At 69.2% G+C, this 14709-nt stretch carries 12 protein-coding genes; 6 read left to right on the top strand and 6 right to left on the bottom strand.

Annotated elements, in window-relative coordinates; translation table 11 throughout:
* Nucleotides 1-224 precede the first annotated feature (224 nt).
* Nucleotides 225-1172: an NAD-dependent epimerase/dehydratase family protein gene (locus tag AL072_RS31830; RefSeq protein ID WP_200909999.1), complete on the bottom strand. Its 948-nt coding sequence runs from the start codon at nucleotides 1170-1172 to the stop codon at nucleotides 225-227.
* A 355-nt stretch (nucleotides 1173-1527) separates the two neighbouring features.
* Here AL072_RS31830 and AL072_RS31835 point away from each other — a divergent pair, with 355 nt between their 5' ends.
* Nucleotides 1528-2817, top strand: a complete 1290-nt coding sequence (locus AL072_RS31835) for an HAD-IIIA family hydrolase (protein WP_082109335.1) — start codon at nucleotides 1528-1530, stop codon at nucleotides 2815-2817.
* Between the two features lie 31 nt (nucleotides 2818-2848).
* On the opposite strand, the gene AL072_RS31840 is transcribed toward AL072_RS31835, so the two are convergent.
* The 3 genes from AL072_RS31840 to AL072_RS31850 form a co-directional block, all read right to left on the bottom strand.
* Nucleotides 2849-4837: an O-linked N-acetylglucosamine transferase, SPINDLY family protein gene (locus tag AL072_RS31840; protein WP_045585451.1), complete on the bottom strand. Its 1989-nt coding sequence runs from the start codon at nucleotides 4835-4837 to the stop codon at nucleotides 2849-2851.
* A 47-nt stretch (nucleotides 4838-4884) separates the two neighbouring features.
* Nucleotides 4885-6456: a tetratricopeptide repeat protein gene (locus tag AL072_RS31845; RefSeq protein ID WP_052710396.1), complete on the bottom strand. Its 1572-nt coding sequence runs from the start codon at nucleotides 6454-6456 to the stop codon at nucleotides 4885-4887.
* 71 nt (nucleotides 6457-6527) lie between these two features.
* Nucleotides 6528-7352, bottom strand: a complete 825-nt coding sequence (locus AL072_RS31850) for a class I SAM-dependent methyltransferase (protein ID WP_045585452.1) — start codon at nucleotides 7350-7352, stop codon at nucleotides 6528-6530.
* Between the two features lie 214 nt (nucleotides 7353-7566).
* Between AL072_RS31850 and AL072_RS31855 the strand changes: the two genes are divergently transcribed.
* From AL072_RS31855 to AL072_RS31875, 5 genes are read left to right on the top strand one after another with little or no spacing between them, the layout of a single operon-like run.
* Entirely contained in the window at nucleotides 7567-8211 is a 645-nt protein-coding gene (locus tag AL072_RS31855) for a PI-PLC domain-containing protein (protein ID WP_245637105.1), read from the top strand.
* Nucleotides 8212-8236: 25 nt separating this feature from the next.
* The gene (locus AL072_RS31860) at nucleotides 8237-8881 is read left to right on the top strand and encodes an HAD family hydrolase (RefSeq protein ID WP_014189898.1); all 645 of its coding nucleotides are present in this window, start codon (nucleotides 8237-8239) and stop codon (nucleotides 8879-8881) included.
* The gene (locus AL072_RS31865; RefSeq protein WP_045585453.1) at nucleotides 8878-10401 is read left to right on the top strand and encodes a glycosyltransferase family 2 protein; all 1524 of its coding nucleotides are present in this window, start codon (nucleotides 8878-8880) and stop codon (nucleotides 10399-10401) included. The genes AL072_RS31860 and AL072_RS31865 overlap by 4 nt, the downstream gene beginning before the upstream one ends.
* The gene (locus AL072_RS31870) at nucleotides 10398-11096 is read left to right on the top strand and encodes a glycosyltransferase family protein (protein ID WP_045585454.1); all 699 of its coding nucleotides are present in this window, start codon (nucleotides 10398-10400) and stop codon (nucleotides 11094-11096) included. Before AL072_RS31865 ends, AL072_RS31870 begins: the two co-directional genes overlap by 4 nt.
* Nucleotides 11093-12217, top strand: a complete 1125-nt coding sequence (locus AL072_RS31875) for a WavE lipopolysaccharide synthesis family protein (protein ID WP_045585455.1) — start codon at nucleotides 11093-11095, stop codon at nucleotides 12215-12217. Before AL072_RS31870 ends, AL072_RS31875 begins: the two co-directional genes overlap by 4 nt.
* 21 nt (nucleotides 12218-12238) lie before the next feature.
* Here AL072_RS31875 and AL072_RS31880 read toward each other — a convergent pair whose 3' ends face one another.
* Together AL072_RS31880 and AL072_RS31885 are read right to left on the bottom strand one after the other, a co-directional pair.
* Nucleotides 12239-13990, bottom strand: a complete 1752-nt coding sequence (locus AL072_RS31880) for an O-linked N-acetylglucosamine transferase, SPINDLY family protein (protein ID WP_052710398.1) — start codon at nucleotides 13988-13990, stop codon at nucleotides 12239-12241.
* A complete protein-coding gene (locus AL072_RS31885) occupies nucleotides 13990-14589 on the bottom strand; it encodes a D-sedoheptulose-7-phosphate isomerase (RefSeq protein WP_052710399.1) in 600 nt (199 codons plus the stop codon). The genes AL072_RS31880 and AL072_RS31885 overlap by 1 nt, the downstream gene beginning before the upstream one ends.
* Between the last annotated feature and the right edge of the window lie 120 nt (nucleotides 14590-14709).

Here is a 14709-nt window from a genome sequence, read left to right on the forward strand (position 1 = left end):
CCAAAGGCCAAATGCTTTTACCCTGCCACTCCACAATGAATCAAGGGTTCCTGCAGGACTGCCATTTGTCCGGCAAATAATCCATTGCCATTGTCACTGGACGATATCCCAGGTGGGAAAGGCTTGTTACAGCGTTATAATATGGGAATATGTGAGGGCGGCCGGCTCCGATCTTCCAGCCCGGCCGTCCCCATATGCCATCCCGAATAACGGTGCTACGGCGCTCAGACGACGTTGCCGTAGACCGCGTTGCGGATCATGCGATAGCCCTTGATCAACTCCTGGATGCCGTCATCCAGCGAGAAGGCCGGCTTGTAGCCCGTCGCCTCGATCCGTTCGTTGGAGACGATGTAGTCGCGCTTGTCCGGATCCTCGCCGATCGGCGCCTCCAGGAAGACGAACTTCGGCAGGTGCTTCTGGATCCGCTCGCACAGTTCCCACTTCGACAGGTTGGCGTCGGACAGGCCCACATTGTAGGGGCGGCCCTGCATCGTCTCGAAATTCTCCAGCCCGTGCAGGAAGGCGCGGGCCACGTCGCGGACATGGATGTAGTTGCGCTTGAAGTGCGGCTCGAACAGCACCACGGCGCGGTCGTTGACGGCGCGGTAGACGAAGTCGTTGACCAGCAGGTCGATGCGCATGCGCGGCGCCATGCCGAACACGGTGGCCAGACGGAAGCTGATCGAGTTGCCGTGGTCCAGCACCGCCTTCTCGGCCTCGACCTTGGTCCGGCCATAGAGCGAGATCGGGTTCAGCGGGCTGTCTTCGGTGCAGAACTTGCCCTGTTCCCCGACCCCGTAGCCGGAGTTGGTGACCGGCATCACCAGGCGCTGCGACGGCGACAGAATCCTGGTGAGGGTGACCACCGCGTCGCGGTTGATGGTCTCGGCTCCGATCTTGTCGGCGTCGCACAGCGGGGCGCCCACCAGCGCCGCCAGCGGAATGACGACGTCGGCGGTCTTCGTCAGGCTGCGCAGGGTGGCTTCGTCACGGGCGTCGCCGCGGACCAGATCGAACTTCGGATGGGCGCAGACATGGCTCAGCGACGCCTGGCGGAACATGAAGCTGTCGAGTACGGTCACCGAATGGCCGGCATCGAGCAGCGCCGGGACCATGATCGAGCCGAGATAGCCGGCACCGCCGGTGACGAGGATGTTCAGGGACTGGGACATGATGTGACCTCTACCGACAAGACGGAGCAGCCGCCGTCAGCGGCACGGGGGCACGCGGCGAGCGGCGGGATAGGCGGACGGCGCTGGGCCGGTCGGAAGCCGGCGAAGCCAACGGAACGAGCCGCGGCATTGGTAGTCCGGCAACCGTTGAGGGCGCAAGGCTTGTGTGGGCACCGGACCTTCCGGCGCGGGCAGGCGTCCGCGTCCGATCAACGCACATCTCCGAACCCATCGCGGTATGCTTCGGCATGCCAGGACATGTGGCGGCATGAGGCCTGGACTGGCGGAAAGACGCCGTGATAGGTGGATCGTCCCCACCCCTTGCCCACCCCCGACATAGAACGCGCATCGCCCCATGAGCATGCCCCCCCACGGCACGCCGCCCGCGGCTGTTTCCGCTGACGGCCCCACCCTGCCGCCGCTTCCCCGCCAATGCGTCATCCTGGTCGGCGGCCTCGGCACTCGGTTGGGGGAACGCACGCGCCTGACGCCGAAGCCCCTGCTGGAGGTGGCGGGCAAGCCGTTCCTCGATCACCTGATCGGCAACCTCGCCCGCTTCGGCTTCGAGCGGGTGCTGCTGCTGGGCGGTTACCGGGGCGGGGTGCTGCGCGACTATTGCGCCGCGGCGGCCACGGACGACGGCCGGACGAGCCGCTTCGGTGTCGCGCTCTCCTACCTGATCGAGGGGGAGCCGGCCGGCACCGGCGGCGCCCTGGTCCAGGCCGGCGACGCGCTGGACGAGCGCTTCCTGCTGCTGAACGGCGATTCCTTCTTCGACATCAACTATCTGGATCTGACGGCGCCGCTCGGCGACGGGATGCTGGCACGGGTGGCGCTGCGCCGGGTGGAGGATGCGGCGCGCTATGGCGCCGTCCGCCTGGAGGGCGAGCGGATCCGCGCCTTTGCCGAACGGCCGGAGCAGGGGGGAGAGGGACTCATCAACGGTGGCATCTACTGGATGGACCGCCGCATCCTTAACCATATTCCGGCCGGCCCCTGTTCGCTGGAACGCGACGTGCTGCCCGGGCTGGCCGAACGGGGCGAACTGGCCGGGCGCTGCTACGACGGCGCCTTCATCGACATCGGCATCCCCCAGGATCTGGCGCGGGCCGATGCTCTCGCGGCCGAATGGCACCGCCGGCCGGCCGCCTTCCTCGACCGCGACGGGGTGCTGAACCTCGATCACGGCTATGTCCACCGCCGGGACCATTTCGAGTGGGTCGACGGGGCGATGGATGCCGTCAAGCTGCTGAACGATCGCGGCTATTACGTCTTCCTCATCACCAACCAGGCGGGCGTCGCCCACGGCCACTACGGGGAGGAGGCGATCCACGCCCTCCATGGCTGGATGCGGGAGGAACTGCGCCGCAACGGCGCCCATCCCGACGATGTCCGCTATTGTCCCTACCACCCGGAGGGAGCGGTGGAGCGCTACCGCCGCGCGTCCGACTGGCGCAAGCCGGAGGCCGGCATGCTGCGCGACCTGATGGCCCATTGGCCGGTGGAGACCGCCAGCAGCTTCGTCATCGGCGACCGCGACACCGACATGGCCGCCGCGCAGGCGGCCGGTGTCGCCGGCCACCTGTTCACCGGCGGCAACCTGCTGGAGCGGGGGCGCGCCATCCTGGGTGAGAGCGGGGGCTGAAGCCCCCATTTTCCCTTCAGCCGGCTTCTCGTCACCCCGCCGGCAGGATGAAGCCCTGCGGCGGCCGGCCGGCGCTGTGCAGAGACCACATGACCTGATAGGCGCGCTCCAGGTTGCGGGTGAAGCGGTGGCTGTCGAACAGCGGCACCGTCATCCGCCCATCCTCCAGCCGTTTGCGCAAGGCCGCTCGCCGTCCGGGATCGCCGGCGAGCGCCACCGCCATCTCCTCATACTCGGCCAGCGAGCGGGTGACGGTGTCGGGCAGGCCGGCGGCGTTCAGCAGGCTGGCCGCCACCCGCGAGGCGAAGGTTCCGCCCAGGCAGGTCACCACCGGGCAGCCCGCCCACAGCGCGTCGCTGGTGGTGGTGTGGCCGGTGTAGGGCAGGGTGTCGAGCGCCAGATCGGCGACGCGGTAGCGGGCTATGTGGTCCGGCAGCGGGCGGGGCGGGGCGAAGACCAGCCGGGCCGGATCGACGCCTTGGGCCTGGGCCGACGCCGTCAGGTTGGCGGCCGCCAGCGGGTTGGCCTCGAACAGCCACAGCACCGATCCCGGCACGCGCTTCAGGATGCGCATCCACAGGGCGAACATGGCGGGGCTGATCTTGTAGGCGGTGTTGAAGGCGGCGAAGACGACGCCGTCCGCCGGCAGGCCGCACTCGGCGCGGGACGGCACCCGGTCCGGCAGCGGACGGCGGCGGTCGTTGATCTGGTAGGCGTCGGGCAGGATCGCCAGCCGCTCGGCATAGAAGGGCTGGTGCTCCGGCGGGGTGACGAAGCGGTCGCCGATCACATAGTCCATGTGCGGACAGCCGATGGTGCCGGGATAGCCCAGGTAACTGACCTCGATCGGCGCCAGCCGGCGCGACAGCAGGTCGAGCCGGGTCTGCTTCGTGTAGCCCTTCAGGTCGACCATGATGTCGACGCCGTCGTCGGCCATGCGGCGGGCGACGGCGTCGAGCGGCACGCTGCGGATGTCGCGGAAATGGTCGAAGGCCTGGACCAGCCGTTTGCGCATCGCGCTGCCGTCGTCGGGTCCGTAGGAATAGGCCAGCACTTCGAACCGCTCGCGGTCATGCAGCTCGAACAGCTCGGCCGCCAGATAGGCGGTGGCGTGCTCGTGGAAATCGGCCGAGACATAGGCGACGCGCAGCCGGCCGTCGCGTCGCGGCTCCGGCCGCGCCGGCATCGGCACCGACGAGGCGCGCTTGATCAGCCGGTCGAAGAACATCCGGGCGGCGCGGTCCTGCTGGGCCGGCGTGGTATCGATCGACAGGGCGGCGAGCGGGATGACCACGCCGACATCGCGGTCGATGGTGTCCGTCACCATCCGGCAAAGACGGTCGTAGTCGGTCCAGGCGCACAGCGTCTGCTTGAGATACAGGTGATAACACAGCGCCTCGGTCTTGGCCGGGGTCAGCGCCACCGCCCGCTCGTAGGCCGTGTGCGCCTCGGCGAAGCGTCCCAACTCGCGCAGGACATGGGCATAGCCCAGCATCGCCTCGCCATGGGCGGGATCGGCGACCAGCGCCCGGCGCAGCGCGCGCTCGGCCTCCGCCACGCGATGGCCTTCGCGCAGGGCCACGCCGAGGTTGGCGGCGGCGAGCGAGTCGATGGGCCGCAGCCGCAGCGCGCGGGCGAAGTCGGTCGCCGCCCCGTCGCGGTCGCCCAGCGTCAGCCGGGCCGAACCGCGGTTGATGTAGCCTTCCGCTGCGGCGGGGCCCAGCAGGACGCAGCGGTCGTGCGCCGCCAGTGCCTCTCCCATGCGGCCCAGCGACTGCAGCACGGTCCCGAGATTGCCGTGGCTGTCGGCAAGGTCGGGCCGGACGGAGATCGCCTGCCGCAGGATACTTTCCGCCTCCTGTGGCCGGTTCTGCATCATCACCGACACGCCCAGCAGCTGGAGGATCTCGCCCTGGTTGGGAACGGCATCCAGGATCGCCCGGCACAGCCGCTCGGCTTCCGCGGCCCGGCCGGCCCGGAAATGGTCCAGCGCCAGCCGCGCCGCTTCATTGATGGTCATGGTCCCCGGGGGCGGCCCAGAGGATGCGGCGGAGGTCGTTCCAGCGGTCATCGCCCGCCCTCCGGGGCGGAGAGTGCCGCCACTTCCGCTGCCACTTCCGCTGCCACCTCGGCCGTCACCCTGGCCATCACCTCGGCCCAGTCGTTGGACGTCGCCTGACGGAACAGGCGCATGGTCGGATACCAGGGGCTATCGAGCCGGTCGCGCATCCAGCGCCAGTCGGCGAACCATTTCAGAACCACCCAGGTCGGCCGCCCCATGGCGCCGGCGAGATGGCAGACCGAGGTGTCGCAGGTGATGACCAGATCGAGGTTGGCCATCACCGCGGCGGTGTCGAGGAAGGCGTCCGGGCCGGCGTCGAAATCCGCCCCCAGTCCGGTCACCGCCACCCGGTCGCGCAGCCGCTCCAGGTGATCGAGGCCCGACACCTTCTGCAGGCTGTAGAGCCGGACGCCGGGCAGCCGGCCCATCGCCTCGAAGCACTCCAGCGGGATCGACTTGCCGGTCTCGTTGCCGTGCCAGTTGATGCCGACGCGCAAGGCCGGACGCTTGCCGCCCTCCAGCCGGTCGAGCCGCTCCGCCCAGCGGGCCGCCAACTCCGGTTCGGCCCGGATATAGGGCACGCCGCCGGGAACATTGTCCGGCGTGGTGCCCAGCCGGTGCATCAGGCTCATCAGCGAGACGTGGTAATCATAGGCCGGCAGCGGCTCGCCGAAGGCGAACAGCCCGTCCAGGTCGGGGGCGGTCGACAGCACGCGCTTCAGCGCCGGCTGGCATTCGTAGAGCACCCGCGCGCCCATCCGCTTCAGCACGCCAGCATAGCGGATATACTGGAAGGAGTCGCCCAGCCCCTGCTCGAAATGCACCAGCAGGGTCTTGCCCGCCAACGGCTGGCCCTGCCACAGCACGCCCGGCATGTTGCGCTTGCGCCAGACCCCCTGCTCCAGCCGGCCTTCATAGGCGACGGAGCCGTTGGGATAGTCGCCGGCCATCAGCAGGCAGGTGCCGAGATTCTTGCGGTATTCCGGCTTGCCGACGTCGATGGCGAGCGCACGGCGGTAGTGCAGCGCCGCGTCATGAGGATGGCCTAGGCTGAGATTGACGGCGCCCAGATTGTTGTAGTTGACGGCGGTGTCCGGCTCGACGACGAGCGCAAGCCGGTAGGTGGCGCGCGCCCGTTCTCCGTCGCCGGTGAACATGAACAGGTTGCCGAGAGTCAGCAGCACGCCCGGATAATCCGGTTTCTGACGCGCCAGTTCCCGGAAGGCGACCAGTGCATGGTCGAAGTTGCGCTGGTCCATCAGGATGCCCCCCAGCGCGTTCAGCACGTCCGGATAGGCGGAACGCAGGCGCAGCGCCTGGCGCAGCGGCTCCATCGCCTCCTCCGGCCGGCCGGCGGCACGCAGGCAGAGGCCGAGGTTGCCGTGCAGGGTGGCGACACCGGGATGCTCTTCGGCCAGCCGGCGGAAGGTCTCGGCCGCTTCGTCGAAGCGTCCGGCCTGGAACAGGGCGGCGCCGTTGTTGAAGGCCTCGATGAAGGCCGGCGAGAACTCGGAAATGGCAACCCCCAACGATTCGGCCCCGACAAAGCCCAGTCCGCGCGGATGGACCCGCCGCATGGAAACGCGGCTTCTTACCCCAAGAGCCCGGCAGGCGGCAATAAAGGGCTGTCCTTCCCGCTTCCGCAGCCTTACCCCTGAGGCTTCCGACCGATGGCCGCCCAGGAGATCTCGTTGACCCAGGCGAGCCGCACCTCTTCCAGACCGGCGCCCTTCATCAGCGCCTCCACCTCGTCGCGGCGCCAGTAGTTGGCGATCTTCGGCAGCATCTGGTCGAAGACGATGGAGCGCAGATGCGCGAAGTCGAAACGGCGGATCAGGCGGAAATATTCCAGCCGGTCCAGCCCCAGCCGCAGAGCCAGCCACAATAGCACGGTCGGCGGCAGGGACAGCGCATGGACCAGCCCGATCGGCAGGAGGCTGAACAGCGCCTTGCGCAGCGGGTCGGCGAAGCGGACGATCCAGCCGTTGTTCTCGCGGCCATAGACCCAGATCATCACCCGGCCGCCGGGCTTGACCGCGCGCACCATGTTGGCAAGCGCCGTCTCCGGATGCGCCAGATGGTGGATGACACCGATGGAGAAGGCGAGGTCGAAGCGCTCCACCTCGTTCAGCTCATAGGCGCTCTGGCGGCGCACCTCCATGGCCGGGTGCGGCGCCAGGGTGGCGCGGGCCGAGGCCAGGCTGCGCTCGTCGATGTCGATGGCCAGACCGCCGGCCGCCCCATAGCTCATCGGCCAGTGGCTGTTGCGCCCCATGCCGCAGCCGACATCGACGAAGCTCAGGCCGCGCCAGTCCTCCGGTTTCAGGAAGGGCGTCCAGCGGCGGAACTGCTCCTCGTAGATGTCCTTCAGTTCGGCATAGCGGCCCCACTCGTAGCCGAAGCGGTCGGCGGACCCGCTGTGCACCGCGGAGGCGGTGTCGGGAGCGGCGGAAGGGGGCGGCGCTTCGCTCATCGCGGCGGTCCGGTGTTGTGGGCGGGGCAGGGCGGGAGCATGCGGGCAGTATGGCGGCTATCGGTAGAAGCCGTGGGGCGGGCTTGTCAAGCCGGGCCGCCCGTTTCGCTTGTCCTGTGCCGGCGCGCGACGCTGTCCGCTTGTCGCCGTCCGCCGGTTTATGTCAAACATGGGCACCGTCGATGCGGACGGCATATTGGCGGCCTCGGAAGACATGATCGCGATACTGGCGCACCGCGGGTTCTGGACGGAACCGGCCGAAAAGAACAGCCGGGAGGCGCTTGAGCGGGCGTTCCGCGAAGGCTTCGGCATCGAGACCGACATCCGCGACCGGAACGGAGGGCTGGTCGTCAGCCATGATCCGCCGGTAGGCGACAGCCTGATGACGGTCGACGAACTGCTGGATCTATACGGGCGTTATGCGTCTCAGGCCGGAACGCTGGCGCTCAACATCAAGGCCGACGGCCTCCAGGGGCCGCTGCTCGACGCCCTGGCGCGCCATGGCGTTGACGACTGGTTCGTGTTCGACATGGCGGTGCCCGACGGCATCCTCTATCTGCGCCGCGGCGCCGTCGCCTACACCCGGCAGAGCGAATATGAGCGGGAGCCGTCCTTCTACGAGCGGGCAGCCGGCGTCTGGCTCGACGCCTTCGAGAGCGACTGGATCGACGCCGCCGTGATCGAGCGGCATTTGGCCGCGGGCAAGCGCGTCGCCCTCGTCTCGCCCGAACTGCACGGACGCCCCCATGCCGCCGCGTGGGAAAGCTGGAAGGCGGTTGCGACCCGGGCTGAACCCTGCATGTTGGCCCTCTGCACAGACTTCCCCGACAAGGCGCGCGAGTTCTTCGATGCTCCCTGAAACGCCTGTCGGAACGCCCACCGGGATGCCGGCCCCGTCCCGGATCAAGGCCGTCCTCTACGACATGGACGGCGTGCTGATCGATGCCAAGGACTGGCATTACGAAGCGCTGAACGAGGCGCTCGCCCTGTTCGGCATGGAGATCAAGCGCGACGAGCATCTGGCGCTCTATGACGGCCTGCCGACCCGCCGCAAGCTGGAGATGCTGAGCGCCAGCCGGCAGCTGCCGGTCCGGCTGCACGGCTTCATCAACGAGATGAAGCAGCGCCGCACCATCGAGCTGGCCTATTCGCGCTGCCGCCCCTTCTTTCCCCACCAGTACGCGCTGTCGCGCCTGCAGGCGGAAGGCTATCGGCAGGCTGCCTGCTCCAACTCCATCCGCAACACGGTGGCGGTGATGCTCGGACAGGCGGCGCTGCTGCCCTATTTCGAGTTCTACCTGTCCAACGAGGACGTGGCGCAGGCCAAGCCGCACCCGGAGATCTATCTGACGGCGATGCAGCGGATGGGCCTGTCGCCGCAGGAATGCCTGATCGTCGAGGACAACGAGCATGGCATCCGCGCGGCCAGGGCCAGCGGCGCCCATGTGATGGAGGTCGGGGACGTGTACGACGTCACCTACGACCGCATCCGCCGGCACATCGCCCGCGCCCAGGGAGAGACGCCGTGAACATCCTGATCCCGCTGGCGGCCCCCGACCGCTATTTCTCCGCCGACGAGTTCCATTTCCCCAAGCCGCTGGTCGAGATCGACGGGCGGCCGATGATCGAACAGGTGGTGGCGCCGCTGCGCGGCTGCTTCCCGGACGCCCGCTTCATCTTCATCGTCAAGGAAGAGGACTGCCGCCGCTTCAACCTGAACGATGTCCTGCGCCAGATCGCCGGCCCGGAGGCGGTGGTCATTCCGCTCCGCGCCCTGACCAGGGGGGCGGTCTGCTCCTGCCTGATGGCGATCGAGCATATCGAGACAGACGGGGAGCTGATCGTCACCAACGGCGACCAGGTGATCGAGGCCGACATCGCCGCGGTGGTGGAGCGCTTCCGGCGGCAGCGGCTGGACGCGGCGGTGATCACCTTCGATTCCGTCCATCCCCGCTATTCCTACATCCGCACTGGCGATGACGGGCTGGTGGTGGAGGCGGCGGAAAAGCGCGTTATCAGCCGCCATGCCATCGCCGGCTTCTACTATTTCGCCGCCGGCCGGCTGTTCGTCGAGGCGGCGATGGACACGATCCGCCACGACGTGCAGATCGACGGCGCCTTCTACATCGCCCCCACCCTGAACGAGCTGGTGCTGACCGGACGCCGGGTCGGGCATTGCCCGATTTCCGCCGACCGTTACCACAGCTTCTACGCGCCCACGCTGATCCCGCAGTACGAGCGGCTGCTGCAGGGCCGCCGCCTCGCCGGCAGCGCCGGAGCCGCCACGGGGCCGAAGCGGCTCAACGTGCTGATCCCGATGGCCGGACGCGGCAGCCGCTTCGCCCGCGTCGGCTATGCCAAGCCCAAACCCTTCATCGACGTCGCGGGGCGCACGATGATCGAGCGGGTGCTCGACAATCTGGCGATCCCCGGTGCCCGCTACATCCTGATGGGCCGGCGCGAGCATTTCGAGGCGGAGCCGGACCTCGCCGCCCAGCTGGAGGCGCGGCCGGACGTGGTGCTGTGCCCGGTCGATCTGGAGACGGAGGGCACCGCCTGCACCGTCCTGCTCGCCCGCGGGCTGATCGACGGCGACGAGCCGCTGCTGATCGCCAACTGCGACCAGATCGTCGATTTCGACTGCGGCTCCTACATCGACGATGCCGTGCGCCGCGGGCTGGACGGCTCCATCCTGGTGTTCCGCGACAGGAACCGCGACCCGAAATGGTCGTTCGCCCGGCCGGGCGAGGACGGTCTGGTCCGCGAGGTGCGGGAAAAGGTGGCGATCTCCGATCTGGCGACGGTGGGCATCTACCATTTCCGCACCGGACGGATCTTCATCGACGCCGCCGTCGACATGATCGCCCGCAACGACCGGACCAACGGCGAGTTCTACACCTGCCCGGTCTACAACTACGCCATCGCCGCCGGGGCGCGGATCGGCGTCTTCGAGATCCCCGCCGGCGCCATGCATGGCCTCGGCACGCCGGAGGATCTTGAGCGTTATCTGGCCCGCGGCCCCGGTGTGGATGAGGTCTGCATCCCGTGAACGCCATCATCCCGCTGGCCGGGCCGGACTTCATCCATCCCCGCTTCGGCATCCGCCCGCTGGTCGAGGTGGAAGGCGAACCGCTGGTCCGCCGGGCGATCACCGGCCGCCCCTGGTGGCGCGACGGAACGCTCGGCCCCGCCGATCTGGTGTTCGTCCTGCGCGACGTTCCAGAGGCGCGGACCGTGCAGGGCTTTCTTCAAGGCTGGTTTCCCGGCTCTCGCGCCCTGCTCCTGTCCGACCTGACCGGCGGCGCCCTGCTGTCCGCCCTGGCCGGAACGGCCCTGCTGTCCCGCCCGGCGGCGCCGGTCTGCGTCGATCTGGTGGACATCCTCTATGACGGTCCGGCGATGGCCGGGCTGTTCGCCGATCCGGCGGTCGGTGGCGTCCTGCCCTGCTTCCCGTCGGACGAGCCCTGCTACAGCTATGCCGAGATCGACGCCGACGGCTCGGTGGTCCGCACGGCGGAGAAGCGGGTGATCTCCTCCCACGCCTCGGCCGGCACCTACCTGTTCCGCGACACCGCCCTGTTCCTGCGCGCCGCCGCCCATTCTCTGGAGCATGCCGACAGGCTGGCCTACAAGGGGGCGCTGTTCCTCTGCCCGGCGATGAACGGCGTGATCGCCGAGGGGCTGCGGGTGCTGCCGGTCCCGGTCGGCAACGTCCGTCCTGTCAGCAAGAGCTTCGCCGCATGATCGCCCCCCGCGACGTTTCGGTGGTGGTCCAGGGGCCCTGGAACCCGGACCAGACCCCCCAGGCATTGGCCAGCGTGCGTGCGCATCTGCCGGGCGCGCAGGTCGTCCTGTCGGTGTGGAAGGGGGGCCCCGACTTTCCGGCCCATGCCGTAGACGCGGATACCGTCCTGCTGAACGCGGATCCTGGTGCGGTCGACCTGCGCGGCCTCCTGCATCCGGACATCGAGTATCGCACCGCGACCGCCTCCTCCAACTTCAACCGGCAGGCGGACTCCACGCTGGCCGGCCTGCGGCTGGCCGATCGCCCCTATGCGCTGAAGCTGCGCACCGACATGGTGCTGGAGCATGCGGGCTTCCTGGCCTATCCGGCGCTGTTCCGGGACATCCCGGCGCCGATGCGGATGTTCGGCGAACGCATCGTCACCACCAACGTCCGCTGTCCGCAGCGCTCCTTCGCCATGTTCGTGCAGGATTTCTGCTCCTTCGGCCGGACGGAGGACATGCGGCTGCTGTGGGAGGCCGAGCGCCATCCGTCGCGCCAGGCGCTGCTCGACATGCCGCGCGAGGAGCGGGAGGTCCGGGTGCTGGTGCCGGAACAGCAACTGGTGGCCTCCGCCCTGCACCGCCGGCAGCACGAGGTGCCGATGCCGAATTCGCTCGCCAACGGCCCGGCTCTGGCGGAGTTGACCGAACGGGCGGTGGCGGGAAACTTCGTCTGCCTGGATGTCCGGCGTTTCGGCGTGCGCACGCTGAAGCCGTCGCTGGAGTGGGTCAACAGTGCGGATGAGATGCGGCTGTCCTGGCTGTGGATCCTGCGGGCGAGCTACGAGGAATATCTGTCCTGGTGCCGGCGCCATTGCGGGGACGCCGTGGACGCCCTGATTGCGGAATGCGGCGACGGCTACGCCCCCGCGATGGAGGATGCCGCCCTCAAGCGGCGGCTGGTGACCGGCCCCAACGCCCTGGCGCCGCAGCCGCTGTTCGACGAGGCCCTGCGCTGCTTCCTCGCCGGACGGAACGACGATGCCCTGCATGGGGCGACCACCCTGCAACGCGCCGGCCTGCGCGATCCGGCGCTCGACCGGCTTTTCGAGCGGCTGGGCCGCCGGCCGCCGGGATAGGACGCCGGGAGACGTGCCGGTTCAGGCGGTGGGCTGTCCACCGCATTGCCCGCCAGATTGCTCCTGGCACCAGCGGCGCCACATCAGCCGGTAGGCGCTCTCCAGGTTGCGCATGAAGCGCGCCTCGTCGCACAGCGCCGAGGTCCGGACCCGCTCGCGCATGCCCATCCGCAGCCGCATCAGCCGGCCGAGGTCGCCGGCCAGCTCGGCGGCGATGGCGGCATAGCGGTCGGGGGTGGCGGCGACCAGCTCCGGCAGGCCGATGGAGGCCATCAGGCTGGCGCCGACGCGGGCGGCGTGCCGTCCCCCCGCCAGCGTGACCAGCGGCGCCCCCATCCACAGCGTGTCGCAGGTGGTGATGGTGCCGTTGTAGGGATGCGGATCCAGCGCGATGTCGATCCGGTTGTAGGCGGCGAGATGGCCCGCCGCGTCCTTGATGAAGCCGACGAGGTCGAGCCGGTCCGGGGCGATGCCGGCGGCGGCGAAGCGCGCCCGGAGCCCGGCGGCGGTGCCCGGATCGGACAGCGGCCGGTCCTTCAGCAGGAGGCGCGAGTCAGGCACCCGCCTCAGCACCTCCGCCCACAGCCGGACCGTGTGGTCGGTGATCTTGGACAGCTTGTTGAAGGAGCCGAAGGTGACCTGCCCGGTCGCCCCGGCCGGCAGCGGCACCACCGCCGGCGCATTGGTCGGCGGGCGGAAGCACAGGAAGGGCGGCGGCAGCCGCACCAGCATCTCCACCGCATGGCCGTCGGTCGATCCGACCGGGTCGCTGACCGGGTCGACGATGCGGTAGCCGACCGTCTCCATGCCGGTGCCGTTGGGATAGCCCAGCCACGTCACCTGCACCGGCGCCGGTCGGTGGGCCAGCATCGGCAGCCGGTTCAGCCCGGAATGGCCGGCGAGGTCGACCAGGATGTCGATGCCGTCGGTCCGGATCAGCTCGGCGAGGGCGGCATCGTCCAGATGGCCCACCGTGCGCCAGCCGTCGGCCTGCGCCTTGAAGCGGGCGGTGTAGGCGTCGGCATGGGTGTCCGGCAGGATCGAATAGCAGACGATCTCGAAACGGCTGCGGTCGGCGGCCTCGAACAGGGGGGTGAGGAAATAGGCGCCCAGATGCTCGCGGAACTCGACCGACAGGTAGCCGATGCGCAGCCGCCTCTCCGGGGCGGGCCGGTTGGCATGCGCTGCCGGCGCCGCGGCTGGACGGCCGAAGCGCTCGTCGAAGCGGCGGTGTTCGGCCAGCAGCCGGTCGCCGGGAAGCTCGAGGTAGTTCAGGCAGAGCAGCCGCTGGCTGGCGATGCGCGGATCGCCGGGCGCCAGCCTTTCGGCCTGGCCGAAGCACAGGGCGGCGGCGGCGGCCTCGCCGCGCATCTGCCGGACCACGCCCAGGTTGAACCAAAGGTTGGCTTCCTGGTTCGGGTCGGTCTGGATCGCCCGGCTCCACAGGCGCACCGTCTCGTCCAGCCGGTCATTGCTATAGGCGTCGCCGCCCAGCCCGACCCAGGGCTTGGCGTAATCCGGCCTGAGGACCAGGGCGCGGCGCAGAGCCGCCATCCCCTCGGCCGGCCGGCCGAGTTCGGTCAGGACGAAGCCCAGGTTGTTCCACAGGTCGGCCGCCATGCCCTCCTCCGCCAGCAACTCGCGGTAGAGCGACGCGGCCTCCTCCAGCCGTCCGGCCATGAAGGCGTCGAGCGCGCGGCGCTTCAGGGCCTCTCCGGAAGACGGAGGAGCGGAAGACGGCAGGGTGGAGGAGGGAACGGCGGGCAGGGACATCAGGCCAGTCGGGCTTCGACCTGTTCGCACAGATAATGGTACAGGCAGATATGGACCTGCTGGATCAGCGGGGTGGAGCGCGAGGGCACGTCGAGCAGGATGTCGCTCAACCCCGCCATCTTGCCGCCGCCCTCGCCGGTCAGTGCGATGGTGGTCATGCCCAGGCTCTTCGCCACCTCGAAGGCGGCGATGACGTTGCGCGAGTTGCCGCTGGTGGAGATGCCGAGGATGACGCCGCCAGGCTCGCCATAGGCCTCGGTCTGGCGGGAGAAGACGGTGTCGTAGGAATAGTCGTTGCTCCAGGCGGTCAGCACCGCCGGGTTGGAGCTGAGGCAGATCGCCTTCAGCCCGCGGCGCTCCTTCAGGAAGCGGCCGACCAGCTCGCCGGTGATGTGCATGGCGTCCGACGCCGAGCCGCCGTTGCCGCAGACCAGCAGAGCCTTGTTGGCGCCGAGCGCCGCGGTGACGGCGGCGATCGCCGCCTCGACCCGGGCGGGATCCAGGCTGTCCATGGTGCGCCGCAGGACATCGATGGCGGCGGTGAGGCAGCCGTGCAGGGCGGCGGCGGAGTCCTGGGAAGCCGGGTCCTGGGAAACCATGGGTGGAACACCTTTGTGCTGAGGCGGACGATATGGGGCGGGCATGAGGAGTGCCGGGGCCGGAGACGGCCTGGACGGTCTCCATTCCGGTGCGCAGTGCATCCTACGGATCACCGTTGC

The sequence above is a fragment of the Azospirillum thiophilum genome (assembly GCF_001305595.1).
Classification (GTDB): domain Bacteria; phylum Pseudomonadota; class Alphaproteobacteria; order Azospirillales; family Azospirillaceae; genus Azospirillum; species Azospirillum thiophilum.